This is a genomic window from Sorangium sp. So ce363 (assembly GCF_051520435.1).
Taxonomy (GTDB): Bacteria; Myxococcota_A; Polyangia; order Polyangiales; family Polyangiaceae; genus Sorangium; species Sorangium cellulosum_B.
The window spans coordinates 6,315,943-6,339,865 of sequence record NZ_CP150333.1; the positions used below are offsets into that span (position 1 = coordinate 6,315,943).

19 protein-coding genes and 2 tRNA genes are annotated in these 23,923 nt (G+C 70.0%); 11 read left to right on the top strand and 10 right to left on the bottom strand.

All coding sequences use genetic code 11. The annotated features are described in order from the left end of the window. Window positions 1–92: 92 nt before the first annotated feature. From pilB to WMF12_RS23665, 6 genes are all read left to right on the top strand, one after another. Window positions 93–1,793, top strand: a complete 1,701-nt coding sequence (gene pilB, locus WMF12_RS23640; protein ID WP_437747881.1) for a type IV-A pilus assembly ATPase PilB — start codon at window positions 93–95, stop codon at window positions 1,791–1,793. Between the two features lie 4 nt (window positions 1,794–1,797). Next, on the top strand, window positions 1,798–2,937 hold the full coding sequence (locus WMF12_RS23645; RefSeq protein WP_437873733.1) for a type IV pilus twitching motility protein PilT: 1,140 nt from the start codon (window positions 1,798–1,800) through the stop codon (window positions 2,935–2,937). A 188-nt stretch (window positions 2,938–3,125) separates the two neighbouring features. Then, on the top strand, window positions 3,126–3,818 hold the full coding sequence (gene lexA / locus WMF12_RS23650; RefSeq protein ID WP_012237101.1) for a transcriptional repressor LexA: 693 nt from the start codon (window positions 3,126–3,128) through the stop codon (window positions 3,816–3,818). Window positions 3,819–3,926: 108 nt separating this feature from the next. Next, window positions 3,927–4,253, top strand: coding sequence for a DUF4398 domain-containing protein (locus tag WMF12_RS23655; protein ID WP_012237102.1), 327 nt, complete (start codon window positions 3,927–3,929; stop codon window positions 4,251–4,253). 59 nt (window positions 4,254–4,312) lie between these two features. Then, entirely contained in the window at window positions 4,313–5,410 is a 1,098-nt protein-coding gene (locus tag WMF12_RS23660) for an OmpA family protein (RefSeq protein WP_437747883.1), read from the top strand. Between the two features lie 248 nt (window positions 5,411–5,658). Further along, on the top strand, window positions 5,659–7,302 hold the full coding sequence (locus tag WMF12_RS23665; protein ID WP_437873734.1) for an EB domain-containing protein: 1,644 nt from the start codon (window positions 5,659–5,661) through the stop codon (window positions 7,300–7,302). Window positions 7,303–7,548: 246 nt separating this feature from the next. Here WMF12_RS23665 and WMF12_RS23670 read toward each other — a convergent pair whose 3' ends face one another. Further along, entirely contained in the window at window positions 7,549–7,914 is a 366-nt protein-coding gene (locus WMF12_RS23670) for a PilZ domain-containing protein (protein WP_012237106.1), read from the bottom strand. Between the two features lie 262 nt (window positions 7,915–8,176). Here WMF12_RS23670 and WMF12_RS23675 point away from each other — a divergent pair, with 262 nt between their 5' ends. Together WMF12_RS23675 and WMF12_RS23680 are read left to right on the top strand one after the other, a co-directional pair. Continuing rightward, complete coding sequence (locus tag WMF12_RS23675) at window positions 8,177–9,793, top strand: TIGR02266 family protein (RefSeq protein WP_437873735.1); 1,617 nt, start codon at window positions 8,177–8,179, stop codon at window positions 9,791–9,793. A gap of 39 nt (window positions 9,794–9,832) precedes the next feature. Next, entirely contained in the window at window positions 9,833–10,795 is a 963-nt protein-coding gene (locus WMF12_RS23680) for a hypothetical protein (protein WP_437873736.1), read from the top strand. A gap of 250 nt (window positions 10,796–11,045) precedes the next feature. Here WMF12_RS23680 and WMF12_RS23685 read toward each other — a convergent pair. The 9 genes from WMF12_RS23685 to WMF12_RS23725 form a co-directional block, all read right to left on the bottom strand. Next, window positions 11,046–11,117 (bottom strand) — tRNA-Val (locus WMF12_RS23685). A gap of 368 nt (window positions 11,118–11,485) precedes the next feature. Then, on the bottom strand, window positions 11,486–12,628 hold the full coding sequence (locus WMF12_RS23690) for a pyridoxal phosphate-dependent aminotransferase (RefSeq protein ID WP_437873737.1): 1,143 nt from the start codon (window positions 12,626–12,628) through the stop codon (window positions 11,486–11,488). 141 nt (window positions 12,629–12,769) lie between these two features. Beyond that, on the bottom strand, window positions 12,770–13,843 hold the full coding sequence (locus WMF12_RS23695) for an MlaD family protein (protein WP_437873738.1): 1,074 nt from the start codon (window positions 13,841–13,843) through the stop codon (window positions 12,770–12,772). Between the two features lie 71 nt (window positions 13,844–13,914). Then, a complete protein-coding gene (locus WMF12_RS23700) occupies window positions 13,915–14,694 on the bottom strand; it encodes an ABC transporter ATP-binding protein (RefSeq protein ID WP_437555176.1) in 780 nt (259 codons plus the stop codon). A gap of 40 nt (window positions 14,695–14,734) precedes the next feature. Further along, entirely contained in the window at window positions 14,735–16,489 is a 1,755-nt protein-coding gene (recJ, locus tag WMF12_RS23705) for a single-stranded-DNA-specific exonuclease RecJ (protein WP_437873739.1), read from the bottom strand. Between the two features lie 88 nt (window positions 16,490–16,577). Then, window positions 16,578–17,819 (bottom strand): protein translocase subunit SecF, encoded by a 1,242-nt coding sequence (gene secF / locus WMF12_RS23710; protein WP_437873741.1) that lies wholly within the window; start codon window positions 17,817–17,819, stop codon window positions 16,578–16,580. A 75-nt stretch (window positions 17,820–17,894) separates the two neighbouring features. Further along, a complete protein-coding gene (gene secD, locus WMF12_RS23715) occupies window positions 17,895–20,048 on the bottom strand; it encodes a protein translocase subunit SecD (protein ID WP_437873742.1) in 2,154 nt (717 codons plus the stop codon). Between the two features lie 55 nt (window positions 20,049–20,103). Beyond that, window positions 20,104–20,538 (bottom strand): preprotein translocase subunit YajC, encoded by a 435-nt coding sequence (gene yajC, locus WMF12_RS23720; protein ID WP_437519798.1) that lies wholly within the window; start codon window positions 20,536–20,538, stop codon window positions 20,104–20,106. Window positions 20,539–20,740: 202 nt separating this feature from the next. Further along, window positions 20,741–21,883: a transketolase gene (locus WMF12_RS23725; protein WP_437873744.1), complete on the bottom strand. Its 1,143-nt coding sequence runs from the start codon at window positions 21,881–21,883 to the stop codon at window positions 20,741–20,743. A gap of 485 nt (window positions 21,884–22,368) precedes the next feature. On the opposite strand from WMF12_RS23725, the gene WMF12_RS23730 reads away from it, so the two are divergent. The 3 genes from WMF12_RS23730 to infC all read left to right on the top strand — a co-directional run bounded on the left by WMF12_RS23730 (window position 22,369) and on the right by infC (window position 23,774). Continuing rightward, a tRNA-Val gene (locus WMF12_RS23730) sits at window positions 22,369–22,440 on the top strand. A gap of 34 nt (window positions 22,441–22,474) precedes the next feature. Further along, window positions 22,475–22,810 carry a hypothetical protein gene (locus tag WMF12_RS23735; protein WP_437873745.1) on the top strand — a complete coding sequence of 112 codons (336 nt, stop codon included), beginning with the start codon at window positions 22,475–22,477 and terminating at the stop codon, window positions 22,808–22,810. A gap of 244 nt (window positions 22,811–23,054) precedes the next feature. Then, a complete protein-coding gene (gene infC, locus WMF12_RS23740; protein ID WP_437873746.1) occupies window positions 23,055–23,774 on the top strand; it encodes a translation initiation factor IF-3 in 720 nt (239 codons plus the stop codon). Window positions 23,775–23,923: the final 149 nt, after the last annotated feature.

Below are 23,923 nucleotides of genomic sequence, written 5' to 3' on the forward strand. Positions count from 1 at the left end.
CGCCACCATCCGACATCCTACCCTTGATGCGCGCCGGCCCCAACCGCCAGCGTTGACTCCCTCCCTCGTCACCCGCAGGATTTGCGGCCTCGATGTCGACAACGAACCGCCTCGGCGAACTGCTCGTCCGCGAAAAGCTCATCAGCCTCCAGCAGCTCAGGCAAGCCCAAGAGGAGCAGCGCAAGACAGGTCAGAACCTCGGGTACGCGCTCGCCAAGCTCGGGTACATCTCCGACGGAGAGATCACGAGCTTCCTCTCGACGCAGTACCGCGTCCCGGCCGTCGCCCTCGACGAGTACGAGATCGACGCGGAGGTCTCGCGCCTCGTCTCGCGGGACGTCTGCGAGAAGCACAAGATCATCCCCATCTCCAGGTCGGGGACGGCGCTCGTCGTGGCGATGGCCGATCCGACGAACCTCCACGCGATCGACGACATCAAGTTCCTCACGGGCTTCAACGTGGAGCCCGTCGTCGCGTCCGAGACCGGCATCACGGAGGCGATCGAGCGCGCCTACAACGTCGGGCCCTCCTACGACGAGGTGCTGAGCGAGTTCGGGGAGGAGGAGGTCGGCTTCCAGGTCGAGGCCGACGACGTGAACGTCCTCGAGCTGGAGAAGGCCGCCGAGGGCGCGCCCGTGGTCCGGCTCGTCAACGCGATCCTCCTGAACGCCATCAAGAAGGGCGCGAGCGACATCCACGTCGAGCCGTACGAGAAGAAGCTCCGCGTGCGCTACCGCATCGACGGCGTGCTGATGGAGGAAATGCAGCCGCCGATCAAGCTGAAGAACGCGATCTCGAGCCGCCTCAAGATCATGAGCTCGCTCGACATCGCCGAGCGGAGGCTCCCGCAGGACGGCCGCATCAAGCTGAAGATGGGCAGGGGCCGGGAGATGGACTTCCGCGTCTCGGTGCTCCCGACGCTCTGGGGCGAGAAGATCGTCCTCCGTCTCCTCGACAAGTCGAACCTGCAGCTCGACATGGCGAAGCTCGGCTTCGATCCGAAGCCGCTCGCCGACTTCAAGTGGGCGATCGGCCAGCCGTGGGGCATGGTCCTCGTCACCGGCCCGACCGGCTCCGGCAAGACGACGACGCTCTACTCGGCGCTGTCGGAGCTCAACCAGATCGGCTCGAACATCAGCACCGCCGAGGACCCTGTCGAGTACAACCTGCACGGCATCAACCAGGTGCAGATGCACGACGACATCGGCCTGAACTTCGCGATGTCGCTGCGGTCGTTCCTCCGGCAGGACCCGGACATCATCATGGTCGGCGAGATCCGCGACTTCGAGACGGCCGAGATCGCCGTCAAGGCCGCGCTCACCGGCCACCTCGTGCTCTCGACGCTGCACACGAACGACGCGCCGTCGACGATCTCGCGCCTCCTCAACATGGGCGTGGAGCCGTTCCTCATCACCGCCAGCGTGAACCTCGTGCTGGCCCAGCGCCTCGCGCGCAAGATCTGCCCCGACTGCCGCGTCCCGCTGAAGGTCGACGCGAGGGTGCTCCTCGACTTCGGCTTCACCGAGCAGCAGGTGGCGCGCGCGGAGCTCGTCCGCGGCGCGGGCTGCAAGACCTGCAACGGCTCGGGCTACAAGGGCCGCGTCGCGCTCTACGAGGTCATGCGCTTCACCGACGCGCTGAAGGAGATGGTCCTCCAGGGCGCGTCCACGGCCGAGCTCAAGGCCGCCGCGATCAAGGGCGGGATGCTGACCCTCCGGATGAGCGGGATCGAGAAGGTGCTCGCGGGCGTCACCACGACCGAGGAGGTCGGCCGCGTGACGATGGGGGACTGAGCGCATGACCACCGAGCTCGTCGGACAGCAGGAAGGCCTCCGGTACACGCTCCAGCAGCTCCTCCGCGCGATGGTGGAGAAGGGCGCGAGCGACATGCACATCACGAGCGGCACGCCACCGCTCCTGCGCATCGACGGCACGGTGGTGCCGCTGAAGCTCCCGCCGCTCATGCCGAGCGACACGAAGCAGCTCTGCTACTCGGTGCTGAGCGAGGAGCAGGTGGCGGCGTTCGAGCAGCGCAACGAGCTCGATCTCTCGTTCGGCATGAAGGGGCTCGCCCGCTTCCGCGCCAACATCTACATGCAGCGCGGGGCCGTCGCCGCCGCGTTCCGGCAGATCCCCTTCCGGATCATGAACTTCGACGAGCTGGGCCTGCCGCCGGTGGTGCTCGACATCACCGCCAAGCCCCGCGGCCTCGTGCTCGTGACGGGCCCGACGGGCTCGGGCAAGACGACCACGCTCGCGAGCATCATCGACAAGATCAACTCGGAGCAGCGGCTGCACATCCTCACGATCGAGGATCCGATCGAATACCTGCACCCGCACAAGCTGTCGCTCGTGAACCAACGCGAGATCGGCTCCGACACCGCGTCGTTCAAGGACGCCCTGCGGTACGCCCTGCGCCAGGATCCGGACGTCGTGCTCGTCGGTGAGATGCGTGACCTCGAGACCGTCGAGTCGGCGCTGACGATCGCCGAGACCGGCCATCTCGTGTTCGCCACGCTCCACACGAACTCGGCGATCTCGACGATCAACCGCATCATCGACGTCTTCCCGCCGCACCAGCAGTCGCAGGTGCGCCAGCAGCTCTCGTTCACGCTCGTCGCCGTGATGACGCAGCTCCTCCTGCCGCGCGCGAACGGCCCGGGGCGCGTCATGGCGATGGAGGTCATGATCCCGAACGCGGCGATCCGGAACCTCATCCGCGAGGACAAGCTCCACCAGATCTACTCGCAGATGCAGGTGGGCCAGGCGGGCAGCGGCATGCAGACGATGGCCCAGTCGCTCGTGTCCCTCTACCAGCGCCGGATGATCACGCTGGAGGAGGCGTTCGCGGCGGCCGCCGACGGCGAAGAGATCCGGGCGATGCTGGAGCCCCGCCAGGCGGTGAGCTCACGGAACAACGGCCCGAAGCAGCCTTGACCACAACGGCGCCCTGCCCTTCGGTTCACCCTGCACGCTCGACGCGCCTCGCGGCTCACGGCGCGGCGGGAGGCGGGCGGACGGGCGAGCGCCGCTGGCATCCAGAAAATCACAGTAGAATCGAGGCCTTGGAGAGGGGGCTCCACACTTTTTTGACATCTACCCAACCGTTCAGTAGGTTCCGCCCGATGCAGGGGCTCACCGAGCGACAACAGCAGGTGCTTCACTATATCCGGCAGTCGATCAGCGAGCGCGGGTACCCGCCGACGCTGCGTGAGATCGGCGCGCATATGGGGATTCGCTCGACGAACGGGGTGAACGATCACCTCCGGGCGCTCGAACGCAAGGGCTACCTCACGCGCGAGGACATGAAGTCGCGCGCGCTCCGCCCGCGCGATCTCGATGGCGCGGGCGCCGGCGGCGGCGCCGATCTTCGCGGCGCGCTCGTGAACGGTGGGAACGACGCCCCTGCGAACGACCAGGAGGACGACCTCGTCGAGATCGCGGTCGTCGGCCGGATCGCCGCGGGCCTGCCGATCCTCGCCGAGGAGCACGTCCTCGATACGGTCCGGATCGAGCGCACGCTCGTGCGCGGCGGGCGCGAGGTGTTCGGCCTACGCGTCACCGGCGACTCGATGATCGAGGCGGGCATCTTCAGCGGCGACTACATCTTCGTGCGCCGGCAGCTCACCGCGCAGCGCGGCGACATCGTGGTGGCGCTGATCGGCGACGAGGCGACCGTGAAATACTTCTTCCCCGAGAAGGACTACGTGCGTTTCCAGCCGGCGAACGCGGCGATGGCGCCGATCCTGGTCCGGGCGAGCGACTTCAAGCCCGCGATGCTCCTCGGCGTGGTCGTCGGCGTCTACCGGAAGCTCTGACCTTACCCTTCCCTTCCCCGAGCCGGTTGACGCGCGCCGAGCGGCCTTGATAGCGTCGCGACGGCCGGGCAGACGGTCTTAGGTGCCCGCTCCAGAAAGAACGCGATCGTGACGACGCACGGGCGGCGATTCGGGACTTGGATTTCAGGCGCGGGCATGGTGCTCGCGGCGGCTCTCACGGGCGGCTGCGGCGGTACCCTCTACGCGTTCACCGCGAACTCGGCCTCGAGCAAGCTCGAGACGGCCGAGGCGCTCGGCGCAGAGAAGTATGCGCCGTACGAGTACTACACCGCGCGCGAGCACCTCTGGAAGGCTCGGGAGGAGGCCGCGGCCGCCGACTACGGCGACGCGATCGACTTCGCCGACGTCGCAGAGGAGTACGCGGACAAGGCGATCACCCTAGCGAAACAGGCGCACGAGGGCGCGGGTCGATGAGCATTGGAATGACGCGCCGCAGTTCCCGCCGCGCCCGTCGCGCAGGCGCTATCGCTGTCGTGGCGATCGCCGGGGCCGCCTTCTCGTGCACGCAGGTGCCGGTCATGCGCGGCGACATCGAGGCGTTGACCACCATCGCGAAGCAGGCGGAGCGCAACGGCGCGCTCCGCTGCGCGCCGCGCGAGCTGGCGATGGCGAAGTCGCACCTGTCGTTCGCCTCGGTCGAGCTCGATCAGGGCTTCTTCGTCCGGGCCAAGGAGCACCTCGACATCGCGAAGGCGAACACGCACGCCGCGTACGACCTCTCGCCGCCGCAGAAGTGCGCCGAGCGCGGGTTCGTCGAGGAGGCGCCGCCGCCCAAGCCCGGAGACTGCGACGGCGACGGGCTGCTCGACCCGCAGGACAAGAAGTGCCCGTGCGACGCCGAGACCTGGAACGGCTTCCAGGACGATGACGGCTGCCCGGACGATCCGGACACGGACGGCGACGGCCTGACGGACGGCAAGGACAGCTGCGTGCTCCTGCCCGAGGACAAGGACGGCTACCTCGACGAGGACGGCTGCCCCGAGCTCGACAACGACCTCGACACGATCCTCGACGCGAACGACAAGGACAGCACGGGCAAGAACTGCGCGAACGACCCGGAGGATCCGGACGGCTACGAGGACGCCGACGGCTGCCCCGAGCCGGACAACGACCAGGACACCGTGGTCGATCTCGAGGACCAGTGCCCGAACGAGCCGGGCGTGGTCGGCGGCGACAAGCCGGGCTGCCCGAAGAAGCCGAGCCTGGTCATCGTCACCGAGAAGGAGATCAAGATCACGCAGCAGATCCACTTCGAGTTCGACAAGGACAAGATCCGGCCCGAGAGCTTCCCGATCCTCGACGCCGTGGTGGAGGTCCTCCAGCAGAACCCGAAGATCAAGATCGAGATCCAGGGGCATACGGACAACAAGGGCGCCGCGGCCTACAACAAGAAGCTGTCGGATCGGCGTGCGGCCTCCGTGAAGAAGTACCTGGTAGCCAAGGGCATCGACGAAGCCCGGCTGACATCGAAGGGGTACGGCATGGAGCAGCCGATCGTGCCGAACACGTCCGACCAGAACCGTGCCCTGAACCGGCGCGTGCAGTTCGTCCGCACGGAGGGCGCGCAGTAGTCCAGCCCGTCGCGGGGGGCACCGCCTGGCGTGTCGGGGTACGGTCGCTCTCGACCGCGCAGTCCAGGGGGCCGGACCCGGCCCCCTCCTCCTGAAAGCAAGAGCCCCTCCCCAGCACACCCTGGAGGTCTGAACCCGTGTTTTTCCGTCGTTCACGCCGCGCTCGTCTCGCGTCTGCACTGACTTCGCTGTGGGTCCTCGGCGCGCCGGCGGTCGCCGGCGCCGCCGGCGAAAAGGACGCGGAGGCGATGAAGCTGCACAACCAGGCGATGGACGATGACTACCTCTCTGTCGAGTTCGACAAGGCGGAGAAGAAGCTCAAAGACGCCCTGAAGAAGTGCGACAAGAACGCCTGCTCGAAGCCGGTGGTCGGCAAGCTGCACATCGCGCTCGGCACGGTGTATGGCGGCGGCAACAAGCTCCAGCAGGCCAAGGCCGAGTTCGTGCTGGCGCTCCAGGCCGATCCGAAGGCGGCGCTCATCGACGCGCTGACGACGACCGAGCTGGCCCAGGCGTTCAAGGAGGCCCAGAAGGAGGCGCAGGCCGCCGGGAAGGCGCCTCGCGACGGCGGCGGCAAGGCCACGAAGGCCGCGGCGGGCGACGTTCCCCACACGCCGGTGGCGGAGCAGGCGGTGAACACGCCGGTGCCCGTGTACGTCGAGATCCCGGAGGAGATCGACGCGTCCAAGGCGACGGTCCGCTACAAGCCGTTCGGCTCGCCCAAGTGGAAGTCGCTCGAGATGAGGCGTGTCGAGAGCGGCTTCGGGGTGGAGATCCCCTGCGAGGATGTCACGACGACCGGCGATATCCGGTATTTCGTCATCCTGAGGGACGAGGCGGGCGATCCGGTGGGCACCGCCGGTTCGATGCAGGCGCCTCACCGGGTGCCGATCAAGAACGAGATCGAGCAGGAGCCGTCGCTGCCTGGCCAGGGGCCGCCGAAGCGGTGCGCCGCGAAGGAGGATTGCCCGCCAGGCCTGCCTGGCTGCCCCGAGGCTGGCGGCAAGCGCGGGGACAAGACCTGGGGTTCGGCCTGCGAGGCGACCGAGGAGTGCCAGTCGGGGCTCGCCTGCGTGAACGGGACCTGCGAGCAGGGGAGCGACGAGGGCGGCGGGGCGTCGAAGGGCAAGGGCAAGGGCAACCGCAACGTGGTCGGCGTCTCCGGCCAGCTCGACCTGCTCCTGGTGCGCGGTACGGATTTCGTCTGCTCGGGCAGCGACGCCGCCTACGCCTGCTTCTATCCGGGCGGCGACGGCCGGCAGTTCTACGGCGAGCCCGCAGATCTGGAGGGAACGAACGGGGTCAAGGGCGGCCTGAGCCTGGCTGGGTGGCGGGTGATGCTGTCGTACGATCGGCAGCTGTTCTCGGACCTGTCGCTGCTCCTCGGCGTGCGGGTCGGATTCGCGTTCGGCGGCTCGCCGTCTTCCAAGAACGGGCCGAACCCGTGGACGGACGAGGCGGGCAATGACCTGCAGAACCCGCATCTCCAGGCGCTCAGCTTCCTGCCGCTCCATGCGGAGCTCCGCGCCACGTATTTCCTCCTGGGGGATCGAATTGTCGAGAAGGGCGGGTTCCGCCCCTATGCCTTCGCCTCGCCCATCGGGCTGGCCCAGGTGAACGCCTCGGTGCCTGTGGATGTGTGCGATCGCCGCACCGAGGAGGGGGATCCTCTGCGCACCAGCAGCAGCAACAGGTGTCCGGCGAACACCCGCTACGTCGAGAATCTCGATGCCTACCAGATCACCGGGCGGAACTTCTCCGCGCTAGGCGCCGGTGTGGTCTATGGCATCACCCAGAACTTCGGAGTGTCTGCCGAGATGAAGGTGATGCTGATGTGGCCAACGCTCGGCCTCGTCCTGGCCCCCACCGTCAGCCCCGTGTTCGCCTTCTAGCGCCGCCTCCCGCACCCAGAGCGACGTTGTCACGCGCAAGCGTGCTCCAGCACGCCGTCCCCGCCGCAGCGCAGCGCGTCGGTACAGCCGAACCCCCTCCTCCCTCCCCCGTCCCAGCCGCAGCGCGGGGGGTGCCCGCACAGGAGACGGGCCCATCTCGGCGTTTTCGGCGCGCAGGCGTACTCACGTACGCCGAGCACCGAAAACGTCGAGATGGGCCCGTCTCCGAAGCGGGCGCCCACCGCGCTAGAGGTCGAAGTGTTCGGTGCCGAGCAGCTGGTAGAGGCCGTAGAGCGACCCGGCGTCATGGTGCTCGAAGCGAACGCCCGCGCGCGCCGGCCGCCCCGCCGCACCGCGGCGGATCCAGGCGATACGACCGCGGAGGCTCAGCGGATCCCACAGGTTCGGGGCGGTGACCTCGAGCGTCACCGACGCCTCGGGATCCAGGAGCTCCGACGCGAGCTGGGCCTCGGACAGCTCGATGCCGGCGCCGCCCAGCCCCAGATCGCGGATGCGAACGCCGTGCTCCTCGATCGACTGGCGATCGCGCAGCGTCGCCCCAAGATCGACGCGTCGCCTCGCGTGAACGCGAAAGTGGTCCCGGACAGCCATCCTGGCGCATTCTCCAGTCGACGCGAACATATCACGAGAGACGCGCGCACACGCTCGGTTCGCCAAGCCGTGCGGCGCAGGGGCGCGGGCGCGGTGACGCGCGCCGTGCGCCGCGCGAACAGCATGCTCGCCCGGTCGCCCATGGCTGCGTTCGGTAAAGCGACCGTCACGTGTTAGCCTTTGGGCTTCGCGGCGAACCTTGGGTAACATGCGGACCACATCCGCTGGAGCGAGTCGCGAAGTAGACGGGAGTTCTACCCTGATGGCCCAGGACACACGCAAAGATCCGCGAGCGAGAGTGCTGCAGATGACCGTGCGCTACAAGAGCGCCACGGTCGACGAGTTCATCGAGCACCACTCGCATGACGTGAGCCGTGGCGGCATCTTCATCAAGACGCCGTCGCCCTTCCCCGCTGGCACGCTGCTCAAGTTCGAGATCCGTCTGCAGGACGAGCAAGCCGTGATCGCCGGCGTCGGCCGCGTCGTGTGGAAGCGCGAGCCCGCGCAGGGGAGCGACGCGCACCCGGCGGGCATGGGCGTCAAGTTCATCAAGATCGATGAGAAATCCAAGGCCGTGATCACCCGGCTCGTCGACGCGCAAGCGGGCGCCGGGTCGGCGTTCGAGGCCGGCATCACCGACCGCACGGATCTGGGCGACGACGTGCAGGAGATCACGGCCCCGTCGGCGACCGCGAGCGCGCCGCAGGCCGAGCCCGCGGCCTCCAAGGCAGCGCAGGCGCAGGTGAAGCGGGCGTCGACGATGCTGGGGCTCGGCTCGATCGGGGCGAAGGGCGACGCGGGCAAGGGCGAGGCGAAGAAGGCCGACGTCGCGGAGGGCGGCAGCTTCTTCCCGCAGACGAACCCCGAGAAGGAGATGCCGCCGCCCGACGAGCGGACGATGATGAAGCAGGCGGCCGAGCTGCTGAAGCAAGCGCTCGCCGACGCCGGCGGCTCGCTGGACGAGATCGGCCCGTCCAAGGAGCCGCTCATGGCGGCCCCGCCGAAGAAGGCCGAGCCCGCTCCGGCGCCGAAAGAGGAGCACGTCAGGCCGCTAGCCGAGCCGGCGGCGATGCCGGTCCCGGCGGTCGCTCAGCTGGCGAACGAGCGGGAGGCGCGGGACGATGCGCCCGCGGCCGAGGCGAGACCAGCGAAGGCGGCCGCAGCCAGGAGGCCGGCCGAGGTCGCGGACCGGGCGCCGGCGGACGATCTGCACGGCAAGCCTGCGCGCCAGGACGTAAAGGCGGCCGACGATCAGGCGAAGGCGAAGCCAGCGGCCGCCAAGCCCAAGGAAGACAAGGCGGCCACGGCCAAGGCCGCACCCGCGGCCCAGGCTCCGCCCGCACAGGAAGAGGAGAGCAGCGGCACCGGGCGGCTGCTCACGATCCTGCTGGTCGCGGCGGCGCTCTGCGGCGCGCTCTGGCTCGTCTTCGGGCAGAGCGACAAGCCCCCCGCGACCCCGCCGGCCGCACCGGAGCAGCCCGCGGCGAAGCCTGCAGCTCCGGCGGAGAAACCTGCGGCTCCGGCGGAGAAGCCTCAGCCGACGGAGGTCGTGCCCGCAGCGACGGACAAGGCTGCGCCCGCCGCGACGGCGGCGCCCACGACGACCGCCGAAGCGCCGGCGGCGCCGACGGCGAGCGCCACCGCGCCCCTCGGAGCGACCGCGGAGCCTGCGGCGCCCAAGGTGACGGCCGAGCCTGCGGCCCCGGCGACGGCGGAGCCCGCGGCGCCCAAGGCGACGGCGGAGCCTGCAGGGACCACCCCAGCGCCAGAGCCCGCGGCCCCCACGGCGACGGCGGCGCCCGCGGCGCCCAAGCCTGCGGCGCCCAGGCCCAGGCCGGCCGCGCCGAAGCCGCCGAAGAACGACGATCCCTACGGTTGATGACCAGGCCGCGGGTCCTCCGCGGGAGAGGCAGCTGCGATGAGCGGCTCGGTGAGTCACGTCGGTGAATCAGGGCTGGGCCGCTCGAAGGCGGCCGCCACGCTGGCCGCGCTGGGCCTGCTGGCCGCGACCGGGCTCGTCTGCGGCGCGGTCGCGCTGCGCGATCCGACGGCCGTGACGGCGCTCGAGGGGGGCGCCAGCGCCTCGCCGAGCCCTTCGCCGGCCGCCGCGCCCAGCAGCAGCGGCCGCGAGAGCAGCAGCGCGCCGGCCCCCGAGCCGGCGCCGGCGCTCGCGCCCGCGGAGCCCGAGGCCCCGGCGAAGGCGCCGCCTGCCCGCGCTCAGCCCGCGGAGCTCGAGAGCGCCCAGGCCGCAGGGAGCGCTGCGCTCGGCTCGCTCGCGCAGCGGTATCCGGAAGACGCTGCGGTCCTCCGGGCGCTCGCGGTCGCGCAGGGGCGCGAGAAGGCGATGGCGGCCGCGCTGCTCACGGCGCAGCGGCTGTTCGAGATCGCTCCCGAGGAGGCCGGGAACGACGAGCTCAAGCAGATCATCCTGAGGGCAGCGAACGGCACCCCGGACCTCGCCCTCACGGCGTTCGATCTGATGGCCAAGCACATGGGAAGCCGCGGTCCCGACCTGCTCTACGAGGTGGTGACCGCGCCGAAGTTCGGCGATTGGCCCAGGGACCACGCGAGCACACGGCTGATGGAGAGCAGCGTACGGCAGCTCGCGTCGCCGGCGCTGCTCGTCGCCGACGATCTGCGCCGCCTCACGGAGTGCCCCACCAAGGCGATGCTCGCCAGGGCGCGCGAGGAGGGCGATGTCCGCGCGCTCCATTACATCAAGGCGCTGGGCACCCCCCAGCCATGCCGGGGCCATCGGACGCGCAGGTGCCTCAGGTGCGGCCCCCTCCAGAAGGAGCTTCGCGCGACGGCCAGCGCCATCGAGAAGCGCAAGAACGACAAGGCGGCGGCAGCGCCGCCCGCCGCGAGCGCTGCTCGCTGACCGCCTTCGTCTCGCCAACCCCGGAGCGGCCTGTTCCCTTGCATCGCCGCTGTCGCGCCTCGACGTGACGGCGGCGACCGGCCTTCCGCCCTGCCATATCCGCAGCGCTTCCGGCACGCATGGAGGTCCCATGCACGGCCGCGTGGGCGACTCGATGCTCCGAAGTAGTCGCTCAATATCCAGTGGGAGCGGCACGGCCACGCAGACGGCTCGACGCGTGGAACCAGCTCACCAGGGGAGCGAATCGGGGTGGGCGCAGCAGGACTTGAACCTGCGACTTCGTCCGTGTGAAGGACGCACTCTACCGCTGAGTTATGCGCCCGATGCCAGCCGGTTGTCACCCGGCCGTTTCGGAAAGACGTGGCGCTTTTAACCCAAACATCGGCGTTCGACAAGAAGAACTCGCTGGCGATGCCGAACTTCTTCGCGGCGCTCCGTCAAACCCGGAGCCGGCGGCCCGTGGGGTAGGCCCGGAACCGGTGGGTCGCCTGTGAAGGCGCGTCTGGCGGCTGCGGCCAGCGAGCCGGCCGCGGGGCCCGCGCGCGCCGGCTGCGCGCCGCCCGTGAGCGACCGGGGCACGGAGCCAGGCGGGCCGCCGCGTCCGCGTGGCGTCGCGGTCGAGCGATCGGGGACGGGCGCCGCTGCTCTTCGAGCGCGCGCGTGGGCACCGGCGCAGAGCGACGCGCGCGGTCAATCGAGCGTCGCGACGGCGCGCCGGAGCGCGGCGAGGCCTGCTTCGATGTGGTCCTCATCGCAGGCATACGAGAAGCGAAGGTACCCAGGCGCGCCGAAGGGGGTGCCGGCGACCGCGGCGACGTGCGCCTGCTCGAGCATCCACGTCGCCACGTCCTCGTCGCTCGCGAGCGTCGTCCCCTGGAAAGCGCGCCCGCAGAGCCCGCGCACGTCGGCGAACGCGTAGAACGCGCCTTCCGGCATCCTGCAGCGCACCCCTGGTACGGCGTTGAGCCCCTCGACCATCAGCGAGCGCCGCCGGGCGAACGCCGCGCGCATCGCGAACACCGCGTCGCGGGGCCCGTTCAGGGCGGCGACAGCGGCCGCCTGGGAGACGGCCGCCGCGTTCGTGGTGCTCTGACCCTGGACCACGTCGAGCGCCCTCGCGACCTCGGCCGGCGCGATGCTCCAGCCGATCCGCCAGCCCGTCATGGCGAAGGTCTTGCTGACCCCGTCGACGACGATGACCCGCGGCGCGAGATCCTCCGCGAGCGCCGGGAGCGACACGTGCTGGAACCCGTCGTAGGTGAGATCGGCATAGATCTCGTCGACGACGATCCAGCAGTCATGGCGCCGCAGCACGCTCAAGAGCGGGAGCAGGTGCTCTTCCGCATACGCCGAGCCGGTCGGATTGGAGGGCGTGCACAGGATGATCGCCTTCACCCGCGGAGAAAGCGCGCCCTGGAGCGCGTCCGCCGTGAGGCGGAACCCCATCTCCTCGGTCGTGTTGACGATAACCGGCGTGGCGCCGACGAGGCGCACCTGCTCCGGGTAGCTCACCCAGTAGGGCGCGGGGATGACGACCTCGTCTCCCGGCTCGAAGAGCGCGGTCGCGAGGTTGAACAACGCGTGCTTCGCGCCGCAGCTCACGGTGACCTGGCTCGGCAGCGGCCGCCAGCCGCGGTGCTGCTCGGTCGCGGCGCAGATCGCCGATTTCAGCTCGGAGATGCCGGACACGGCCGTGTAGTGGGTGGCGCCGGCGTCCAGCGCCGCCTTCGCCGCGATACGAATGTGCTCCGGCGTGTCGAAGTCAGGCTCGCCCACGCCGAAGGAGAAGACCTTGTGCCCGTCGGCGCGGAGGCGCGCGGCCCTCGCCGCCATGGCGAGCGTTGCACTGGGCGCGACGGCCGACAGACGGTCAGCGAGCTTCCTGGGCATCGAGACACTGAGGAATAGAGGGCGGCCTGAGATAACGCAAGGCGCTACCGCTCCGGCGCTTGCGCGGGCGGCTCGGATGTGCCGCTAGGGCGACGGCGTGGCGCCGCCGACCTGGACCGCGGGCTTCTGCTCGTCCTGCTTGATCGAGTAGCGCACGAGCGCGCGGAGCACGTCGTTGCGCTGCACGTTTCCGAGGAGGCTCTTCATGTCCTCGTAGATCGACGGATCGACCAGCAGGGCGCCGAGGGTCCCCTTGCCCGCCCTCATGTCGTGCACGATCGCCCGCAGATCGCCGGTCATCGCCGTCACGTTGGCGAGCGCCTCGGCGCCGTCGCCCTTGCCGCCATAGAGCGCGTCGTGCGCGAGGCTGTCGCTCTCGCGGATGCCCCGCAGCGTCATGGCGACCTCGTCCGCCGCGCTCCCGAACTGCTGAATCTGCTTCTGCGGGCCGTCGCCGTAGATGACGTCGTGCGCGAACCCCGGCCCCTCCTTGACCCGCGAGACGACCCCCCGCACCTCGCGCACCGCGCTCGCGAGCTCCGTGCTGAGACGATCGAGGCTCTGCACGGTGCGCGAGATGCGCTCGGCCTCCTCGGGATCGGTCAGGAAGCGGTGCGGGTAGCCTTCCCCCTCGGTCACCTGCTTCATCAGCGTGTTCGCCGAGGCGACCGTCTCGCGGAGATCCCTGTGCAGCTTCTCGTCGGCGATGTTCTCCGAGACCTTCTGGATGTTGTCGAGCGTCGCCTCGGCCTTCTCGGCCATGCCGGTCACCTTCCCCATCACGTCGGTCGGCACCTCGCCGGGGATGTGGCCGCCAGGCGGCACCGAGTCCGGGCTCTGCCCCTTCGTGAGCTCCAGCATCTTGTCGCCGAGCAGGCCCTTGTTCGCGATCTGGGCGACGCTGTCCGTCTTGATCCGGCTCGCCTCGCTCTCGACGATCTCGAGCTTCACATAGATCTTGGCGTCCTTCGGATCAGGGCCGTAACCGACCTCGGCGACGTGACCGATGTCGATGCCTCCCATGCGGATGGGCGCGCCCGGCTTCAGCCCCTGGACGTCGGCGAAGTTCGTCGTGAAGCCGACGGAGGAGTCGAAGAGCCGCCGCTCGTCGCCTATCAGGAAAATGACTACGGCGGAGAGCACAAGGCCCGCCAGCACAAAGAGTCCGACCTTCAGATCGCGCGCTCTGCCCATGCAGAAGGGCATCTTGCGCGATCTCGGGGGGATCGTCACGCGCCGAGAAGCGTCTGGACGTCCTCATTCACCGGAGCGGTCCCGGTAATGAAATCGGCGACATGCGGATCGGTAGACTTCCGGAACTCGTCCGGGGTGCCGGTCGCGATGACCTCGCCGCGGAAGATCATCGCCATCCGATCCGAGATCGAGAACGCGCTCTTCATGTCGTGTGTCACCACGATGCTCGTCACGTTGAGCGCCTGTTTCAGCCCCTTGATGAGGTGGTTGATGCGCTCGGTGTTGATCGGATCGAGGCCGGTCGTCGGCTCGTCGTAGAGGAGCACCTCGGGCTGCACCGCGATGGCGCGCGCGAGGCCGACGCGCTTCTTCATGCCGCCGGACAGGTCCCCCGGGCGCATCTGCTCGATGCCCGGCAGGCCGACCAGCGACAGCGCCCAGTTGACCCGATCCGCGATCTGCGCCTCGGTCATCTCCTTGCGGTAGTGCTCGTGCAGGCCGTAAGCGACGTTCTCACCGACCGAGATCGAGTCGAACAGGGCGCCGCCCTGGAAGAGCATCGCGATGCGCTGCCGCACCCCAGCGATGCGCGACTCGCTCAGGCGCGTGATTTCCTCACCGTGAAACTGGATAGATCCACCATCGGCGTCGAGCAGACGGATGAGCAGCTTGAGCATGACGCTCTTGCCGACGCCCGAGCCGCCCATGATGGTGATCGTCTCGCCCGGGTACACTTCGAGGTTCAGATCGCGGTAGATGACCTTCGGACCGAAGGCCTTGCGCACACGCGAGAACCGGATCAGCGGCTCAGCCACGCGTTCACGCTAGCACGCCGCAGAGGCCCGCCGCGAACGCTCAGTCGGACGCGGCGACGTGCTCGATCCTGATCTCGACGGCGTCCCCGCCGCGCCAGGCGTCGCGCCGGAGGCGGCCCACCACGTCGACGCGCTTGCCGGTGAACCGCGGCGCGAGCTCGCCCAGCTCGAACCCGAAGCACGAGATCTCGCGGCGGGCGAACGTGAGCTCCAGCTTGAGGTGGCCCTTCAGGTTCCTCGCGGAGCGCACGGCCGCGCCCGCCACGAGGACGTACGACGGGCGGTTGCCCTCGCCGCACGGCTCGAGCCGCTCGAGATCGCGCGCCACGGCCGCCGGATCGTCGCGATCGTCGAGCCGGACGTGGGCGGCCGCGAACGCCGCGGCGGCCGGGAGGTCCTGCTCGCGGAAGGCGTCGCACCACGCCGCCCGGAGCGCCTCGACGCGATCGGCGCGCACCTCGACGCCGGCCGCGGCCTGGTGGCCGCCGAAGCCGACGAGCTCGGCGCGGCACCGGGTGAGCGCGTCGTGGAGCCGCGCGCCCGCTGGACCGCGCACCGAGCCGCGCCCCTTCGCGCCCTCGAGCGCGATGACGATCGTCGGCTTGCCGTAGCGACCCGTGATCCTGCCAGCGACGATGCCGACCACGCCGGGGTGGAAGCCCTGCCGCGCGATGACGATCGCAGGATCCCGATCGAACCCGGCGCGCTCGATCTCGGCGAGCGCGGAGGTCAGCATCTCGTCCTGGATCGCGCGCCGCTTCATCTGCGCCTGCTCCACCGTGGCGGCGAGCGCGGAGGCGGTCACGCCGTCGTGCGCGAGCAGGAGCTCCAGGGAGATGTCGGGATCGCCGAGCCGACCGGGCGCGTTGAGGCGGGGCGCGATCCGGAAGGCGACGTCCTCGGCGGACGCGCCGCGCCCGAGATCGAGGTTGGCGAGCGCCGCGAGCGCGCGGAGCCCTGGACGGGGCCCGGTCTGGAGCACGCCAAGGCCGGCCCGCACGAGCGCGCGGTTGTCGCCGGTCAGCGGAGCGACGTCGGCGACCGTGCCGATCGCCACGAGGTCGAGGTAGGGGCGGATATCGAGCGACGAACCGAGCTTCTTGCGCACGGCGGCCAGGAGCGAGAGCGCGAGCCCGCAGGAGGCGAGCCCCTTGTACGGGAAGCCGCAATCGGCGCGGTGCGGGTTCAGGAAGGCGATCGCGGGGAGCGGCTCGGCCGGCACGAGGTGGTGATCGATGACGACGCAGTCGATGCCGGCCGCGCGGGCCGCGGCCAGCCGCTCGTGATCGCTGGACCCGCAGTCGCACGTGATGAGCAGCGTGGGACCGGCGCGCATCACGCGCTCGAGCGCGGGCGCCGAGAGGCCGTAGCTGCCTTCGGCGCGCGTCGCGAGGAGCGGCACCACCTGTCCCGAGAGGGCGCGCAGCCCGCCGGTCATGATGGCGGTCGCGGTGATCCCGTCGCAGTCGTAGTCGCCGAAGACGGCGATCCGCTCGCCGGCGCGCACGGCGCGCGCGATCCGCTCCGCGCTCGCCTCGCGATCGGCCATCGCGTCGGGCGACGTGAGGTGCGAGAGCCGCGGGTCGAGGAAGCGCCGGGTCGCCTCGTCAGGCGCCCAGCCGGCCCGGTGCAGGATGTCCGCTACCGTGATCGACAGCCCCAGCTGGCGCGCCATCACGAGCGCCTCGGCGGACGCCTCGCCCGGATCCGCGACGGGCGCGGCGCCCCCCGCCGCGGGCGAGGCCGGCGCCTCGCGCTCGGCGAGCTCCCTCCACGCCTCCGTGGCCGTGCTCATCACAGAAGCGGGTACACCGACGGGAGGGATGTGTCCATGGCCTGGGGCGGTTCAGACAGCGCGGCCCCGCGCGGCCCCGGCGAGGCGCTCAGACGACCGCGTCGGCGCGCTTCTGCGTGCGGACGCGGCTGACCTTCTTGCGCTTGCTCGCGTTCGCGCCGAAGAACCGGCGGTCGATCCACTCGGTGAGCGGCGCCGCGACGTAGATCGACGAGTACGTGCCGACGACGATGCCGACGACGAGCGTGAACGCGAAGTCCCGGATGACGCCCGTGCCGTAGAAGAGGAACATGACGAGCGACAGCAGCGTCGTCATGGACACGAGGATCGTGCGCCCGAGCATCTCGGAGAGCGAGAAGTTGATGACGGCCGCGAAGCTCATGTCCCGGTGCTTCCCGAGGTTCTCGCGGATCCGGTCGTAGACGACGACCGTGTCCGTGATCGAGTAGCCGACGATCGTGAGCAGCGCCGCGACCGTGGAGAGGGTGATCTCCCGCTGCGTGATCACCATCGCGCCGAGCGCGATGCCGACGTCGTGCACGAGCGCGACGATGCCACCGGGCGCGAACCGGATGTCGAACCGGAACGCGATGTACGCCATGATGAAGAAGATCGTGATGGCGATGCTCTTGATGGCCGCGTCGCGCAGCTGCGCGCCGGCCTTCGGGCCGATCCACTCGACCCGGAGCGCCTGCTCGGGCACCTTGTCCGCACCGAGGTGCTGCCGGAGGCCATCCATGAGCTGGTCACCCTTCGACTTCAGGTGGAGCTCGACCTTGTGGTCGCGCTCGCTCACGACGAGCGGGTTGTTGGCGCCCGCCCTGAGCTCGACCCCCTCGATGCCCTCGATCTGCTTCTTGATCCCCTCCAGGTCGGGCGCGGTGTCGTAGCGCGTGGAGATCTTGTCGCCGCCGGGGCTGAACTTGACCTCGGTCGCGCGCAGCGCGGGCGGGCAGCGGTCCTCGGGGACGGTGCCGTTCTCCGGCGGCAGGCACAGCCGATCGCGCACCGCGGCCTTCTGCTGCTCCGACAGGGCGGAGACCTCGTGGACCCGGATGAGGTAGCGGTTCGGGTTGGCCTGATCCGCGACGGACACGATGTCCGGGGAGTCGAAGCCCGCCTTGGTGACGGCCTCGCGGACCTCGGCGCTCGATACCGGAGCCCGGAAGGCGACCTCGACCTCGGTGCCTCCCTTGAAATCGGTCCCGAGCTTCGGCCCCGGCACGATGAACGAGATGATCGACAGGATGAGCAGCACCCCGCTGAGCCCGATGAAGAGCCAGCGCTTGCCCATGAAGTCGAACTGACGGCCAGGTTTGATGAGTTCCATCGTCGTGTCTCAATCGGAGAGCCGCTCGCGCGTTCTCCCTCATAAGGTCGGAGAGCGGCTCGCGCGCCCTCGTTCTCAGCCGAGCGAGAGCGTCTTGATCTTTCGGCCGCGGACCGCCCAGTCGAACATCAGGCGGGTGCAGACGACCCCGGTGAACAGGCTGATCGCGATGCCGACGATCAGCGTGATCGCGAAGCCCTTGATGGGGCCGGTGCCGTACTGCGCCAGGATGAGCCCCGAGATCAGCGTGGTCACGTGGCCGTCGAGGATGGCGCTGAACGCCTTGTCGTAACCGATGTCGACCGCGGCGCGCGGGCTCTTGCCGTTCCTCAGCTCCTCCCGGATGCGCTCGTTGATCAGCACGTTGGCGTCGACCGCGATGCCCATGGTGAGCACCAGGCCGGCGATGCCGGGCAGCGTCATCGACGCCCCGAACATCGCGAGGACGGCGACCTGCAGGATGAGGTTGAAGATGACGGCGATGTCCGCGATCAGCCCGGCGCGGCTGTAGATCACCACCATGAACACGACGACGAGCAGGCCGCTCGCGATGGCCCCCTTCATGCTCTGCTGGATCGCGTCCTTGCCGAGCGACGGGCCGATGCGCTGCTCGTTCGAGGGGGAGATCGGGGCCGGCAGCGCGCCCGATCGGAGCACCAGCTCGAGCTTGCGCGCGTCCTGGAGCTGCTGATCGGGGTTCTGCGAGCCCATCGTGATCTGCGCGCGGCCGCCGCCGATCTTCGTCTGGATGACCGGCGCGCTCTCGACCTTCTCGTCGAGGATGATGGCGAACCGCCGTTTGACGTTCCTGCCGGTGATGTCCTCGAACCGGTCGGCGCCGGTCGGGGTGAAATCCATCGACACGTACCAGCCGCCGAGGCCGCCGTCGCTCTGATCCGGGAGCGCCTGCGCGTCGCGCACCATGTCGCCCGTGATCTCGGCCTTGCTGAAGAGGAAATACGTCCGCCAGCCGATCTCCTCGACGACGTCCTTCTCCTCGTTGAACTCGTACAGCTTGCCGTAGCCGACCTCGTTGTCCGCCGGGACCTGGAGCGTCCCGACCCACTCGCGCAGCCGCTTCAGCGTGTCGCGCATCTCCTCGTGCTCCGCGCGCACCATCCGGGCGAAGTGGACCGGCTTCGTCTTCCCGGGGCCGACCGGCGCGTTCTCGATCGAGAACGTCAGCCCCTTCGGGAGGTCCTCCTCCTTGGCGCTCCTCGCGATCGGCTCGAAGAAGTCCTGGTCGTCGTCGACCATCTTGAACTCGAGCCGCGCGGTCTGGCTGATGATCTCGCGGATCGTGGTGAACGCGGCCTCGTCGTCGCCGGGGACCTCGATGATGACGTCCTCATCGCGCGTGGAGACGCTCGCCTCCTTGAGGCCGAGCCCGTCGACGCGGCGGAGCACCGTCTCCTTGGCCTGCGACACCGCCCGCTCACGGATGCTGCTCGAGACCTCGTCGCGGATCCGGAACTTCGCCACGCGGCGATCCGCAGAGCGCTGGAGCTGCAGCTCGTGCAGGAACTTCGCCAGGAACTCGTCGTTGATCTTCTCGGAGTCCGCCGGGTCGTCGAACGTGATCGCGATCGTGTCCGCCTGCTCGCGCGACTTCTCGATGCGGAGCTTCGTCTGGAGCTTCTGCATCTCCTCGATCGTCGGCGGCTTGTCACCCTCGTGGAACCCGAACGACTTCGCGAGCGCCGCGCGCAGGTCGTCGTAGTACCGATCGCGCTTGTCGCTGATCGCCTCGTCGACGTCGACCGTGTAGACGAGGCGGAGACCACCCTTCAGATCGAGCCCGCGCACCAGGCGGAACGGGATGTTCGACGTCAGGAACCGGCTGAACCCGAGCTCGCCGGCCCTCGCCCGGGTCTCCTGCTCCGCGACCTCCTCCGACGAGAGGCCGGTGTGGACGGGGCGGCCGTACCGCTCGTCGTGGTAAGTCGGGTAGATGGCGAGCGCCGAGCCGAGCGCCAGGAACAGGACGAAGCCCGTCTTTACCCGCCACCCGAAATCGATCCACGGCCCGACGCAGATCAGCGCCCACGGCACCATCAGGCCGAAGGTCGCGAGGGCCCAGAACACGTGGTAGTGGGCCGCGATCGCGGCGGCGCCGGCGGAGAGCGCCGCCCAGGCGAAGACGCTGCGCTTCGATCGGCTGAGCCAAGCGCCGAGGAGGCACAGGCCGGCGACGCCGGCGAACCCGTACTGGAAGATGTTTAGGAGCATGGAGTGTGGCGCCGCGGGGGCGGCAAAAAAGCTTCCTGTTGGGCCGAGCGCCGGCCTACGACTTCTTTTCCTTCGCCGCGTCGGCGACCTTGGCGTCCGCCGCCGCGACCTCGCCCGGATCGGGGCCCTGGATCGCGCTCTTCAGGACCTGCACGTTCACGCCGGGGGCGATCTCCAGCTTGACCCTGGGGGAGTTCGGGCTGATGTCGATGATCCTGCCGAGGAGCCCGGACTGCGTGACGACCCGGTCGCCCGCCTTGAGGCTCGACTCGAGCTGCTTCTGCTTCTTGCTCTGGCTCCGCGTCATCACGAAGATGAGCAGCAGCGGCAGCGCCAGGATGAGGAACTGGAAGGCCCCTCCGCCGAACGGCGAAGAAGGCGGCGCCTCCTGCCCTCCGGACGGCGGCGATTGACCTTCGACCGGCGTCGCGGGCGCGTTGCCCGCTCGCCCGGGGGCGGCGTTCGGCTGGAACCAGTTTGAGCTTGCCAAGGTGACGCGTGTCTCCGGGCCCCGACGGGCTCGCCCGCAAATTGCGGGCCTCTCCCAACCCCCCGGGGCCCGCCTCCATACCCAGGATCCAAGGGTCGCGCAAGGAGCTAGGCGGGCAGGCTCACCCGGGCGTCCGGGGAATGCAGCCTGGCGGCCCTTTCCGCGCTTGCGTCCCCTGCCGCTCTTCCGCTGCCGCGCGGCGTCAGCCGTCGCTGCCGAACACGATGTGCCGGCGAGCGCGCTCCCCGCTCGCGATCTCCGCGAGCGAGAGGCGCACGTCGCGTTCGGTGATGGTGCCGTCGATCGTCGCGAACGTCGCGGAGAGGATCGGCGGGATGCGCCCGACGCTGGGGAAGCCCGGGGCCCAGGTGAGCGCGTCCGCGAACGCCGCCTTCACCGCGGCGGCGACGGGCCCGTACGGCGCGAGCGGCACGTCGAGCGGCTCCAGGACCACGATGGCCTTGGCCCGCCCGAGCGTCTTCACCACGTCGGCGCCGAAGAACGGGCGGAGCGCGCGCACGCCCACGAGGCCGACGCGGCGGCCCTGCGCGCGCAGGCTGCGCACGACCTCGCGGGCCGCGGGGAACGCGCAGCCCACGACGACCAGGATCTCCTCCGCGTCCGCGGTGTCGACGCGCTCGATCGCGCCGAGCGGCCTGCCGGTCAGCTCGCAGAGCTCCCGCATCGCGCTGGCGAGCGCGAACGGAACGCGCGCGCAGAAGCCCCGCTCGGCCCGCTTCCGGACGACGCCGCGGCCCTGCGGGCGAGGCCCCCCGTCGCCGTCGCTCTCGCCCGGCGCCGCGTCGGTGAAGGTCGGCGCGCTCCGCTCGGAGCCGAGGAAGCGCGCCGCGAGCTCGCGCGCCCCGCCGAGGGCCGACACGTCCGACGGCAGCGCGTCGACGAGGTGCAGGAACGGCGTCTCGCTGTCCTCGGCGGCGCGCCGCGCCACGAGCGTCATGTCGGCCGCCTCCTGGCTGCTCCAGGTCACGAGCACCCCCGCGCCGACGTCGAGCGCAGGCGCGAGCTCGTCGCGCCCGACGGCGAGCCCGCCGCGGCGCTCGATGACGTGCACGGTGACCGGCGTCCGCACCGCCGCCGCCTCGCCGAGCGCGGCGAGCGCCCCGACGAGCTCGTGGGCGCCCAGCACGACGCTCGCACGCTGCCCGGCGCGCGTGCGCGCAGCGGCGCCGCGGATCGCCTCGGTGGCGCACGCGGCGCGCTCGATCGGCAGATTGCCGGGCACGGCCGCGTGCGCGGCGAACAGCGCGCTCCCCGCGGCCACCTCGACATGTGCGATCACCGCCGCCGGATCCGGCGGCGAGCCTAGACCGTCAGGCCCTGCCATCCCATCGTTCGTCGCCCGAGCCGCACGCGAGGTCAAGCGCGAGCGCGATCGGCCTCCGCGCAGCGGCCGGCCTGGAGTAGCGCGGCGATCGCGATCGTCGGTGTTCGTCAGTGTCCGGACGTAACTCCGAGAATTCACGCTCCTACCGCGCAATGAGCTTCCGCCGCGCTCGGCTCCCGACCGGTCGCTCGCCCGGCGCGTCGAGCGCGCCGGGGAAGCCTGCCGCGCCCGGCCTGCGGCTGCCGCCGGGCCTCGTCGACCGATCGACGGCATCGACGGTTCGGCGAACCCGCCGCTCGACCAAGCCGGCTGGGCGAGGACGGCCGCCGCCCGAGCCTTCACCAGGAACACCAGGAACCGGTCACCAGGCACCAGGCCGCCACGACAAAAGCGACCCCCAGGAAACATATCGCTTGACGGACTTCCCCCCCCTTGATAGGAGGCGCTCTCCGTTTCGTCGGCCTCGGGCCGAGCGGGCGGGACATAGGCGCGTAGCTCAGTGGTAGAGCACTACCTTGACACGGTAGGGGTCGCCGGTTCGAAACCGGCCGCGCCTACAAATCAGCAGGAGACCTAAGCCTGCGAGGTTTCATGGCCCTCGATCAGGCAGCCCTGGCCGCCCCGGCGGCCCGCACCACGGTGCGCAAGGCTCTCGCCGACGACATCGCCAAGAACCGCCCCATCCTCGGCGCCCACGTCAACGGGCGCCTCGCCGATCTTCACACCCCCTTCCACTTCGACGACTCGGCCCGGATCGGGCTGGTCCGGACGAGCGCTCCGGATGGCTCTTCGGCGAACGCCGTGGCCGCCCTCCGGTCGCGCGACCTCGACGAGGCCCTCGGGGCGATGCCGCTCGCGGAGCTCGCCGACCGGCGAACCGCAGCGCGGAAGCTCCCCCGGCTCGCCGTGAGCGCATCGGGTTCGTGACCTGCCGCTCCGGCCGGCCTCTCTCGCCCGGCAGTCCCTTCCCCACCCCCGTCGAGCCCGGCGCGCCATGGCCCGGAGCGCCGATGCGCCGCGGCGCTCGCCCTGCTTGCTGCCGTTGCCTGCGGCGCAGAGTCAGGCGACATTGTCGTGGTGATGGACGCCACGACCGGGCTCGGTCGCGAAGCGGCGGACCGTCGCGTTCAAGAGCACACAACACAAGGAGGCAGCGAAATATCACATGGCGATGAGACGCTTCGACCCTCGGCAGGCCCAGCGGGGGCCGCAGATCCGCATCAACCAGCGCATCCGCGTCCCGGAGATCCGCGTCATCGGTGATGATGGCGAGATGCTCGGCATCATGCAGACCCACGAGGCGCTGCGCCGAGCACAGGAGAAGGGGCTCGACCTCGTCGAGGTCAACCCGAAGGCGGATCCCCCGGTCTGCAAGATCCTCGACTTCGGCAAGTACAAGTACGACGAGAAGAAGAAGGCCCGCGAGGCGAAGCGCAAGCAGAGTGTGGTGGAGATCAAGGAGATCAAGCTCCGTCCCAAGACGGACGACCACGATCTCGAGTTCAAGACCAGGGCTGCTCACCGGTTCCTCGGCGCAGGCCACAAGGTGAAGTTCACGGTGCGCTTCCGCGGCCGAGAGATCACCCACCCGGAGAAGGCGCAGGAGCAGCTCGACTGGATCGTCCAGCACTGCGAGGAGATCGCGAACGTCGAGGTGCGCCCCATGATGGAGCAGCGCACGATGACGCTGATGATGGCGCCCAAGCCGGCGATCCTGCAGAAGGTGGCCCAGGCCCGCGCCGCCGCGGAGAAAGCGCGTCAGAAGGCGATCCAGGAAGGGCGCGCCGCTCCTGCCCAGGACGACACGGAGGACGAGGAGATCGAGAAGCTCGAGAGGGAGCTCGAGGAGCAGGACGACGAGGAGGACGACGAGGCGGAGGGGACCGAGTAACGCATCCGGCGAGAGAGCGCGCCACGACGCCGATCACGGTGCGGCGCGCCTCGCAAGGGCGGCGTGTTGACGCGTGCTGACATGCGCTGAGCGCTCGTGCGCTGGCCACCTCGCCGCCGCCCAGCACGCAGCGCCCATGGCTCGGCCGT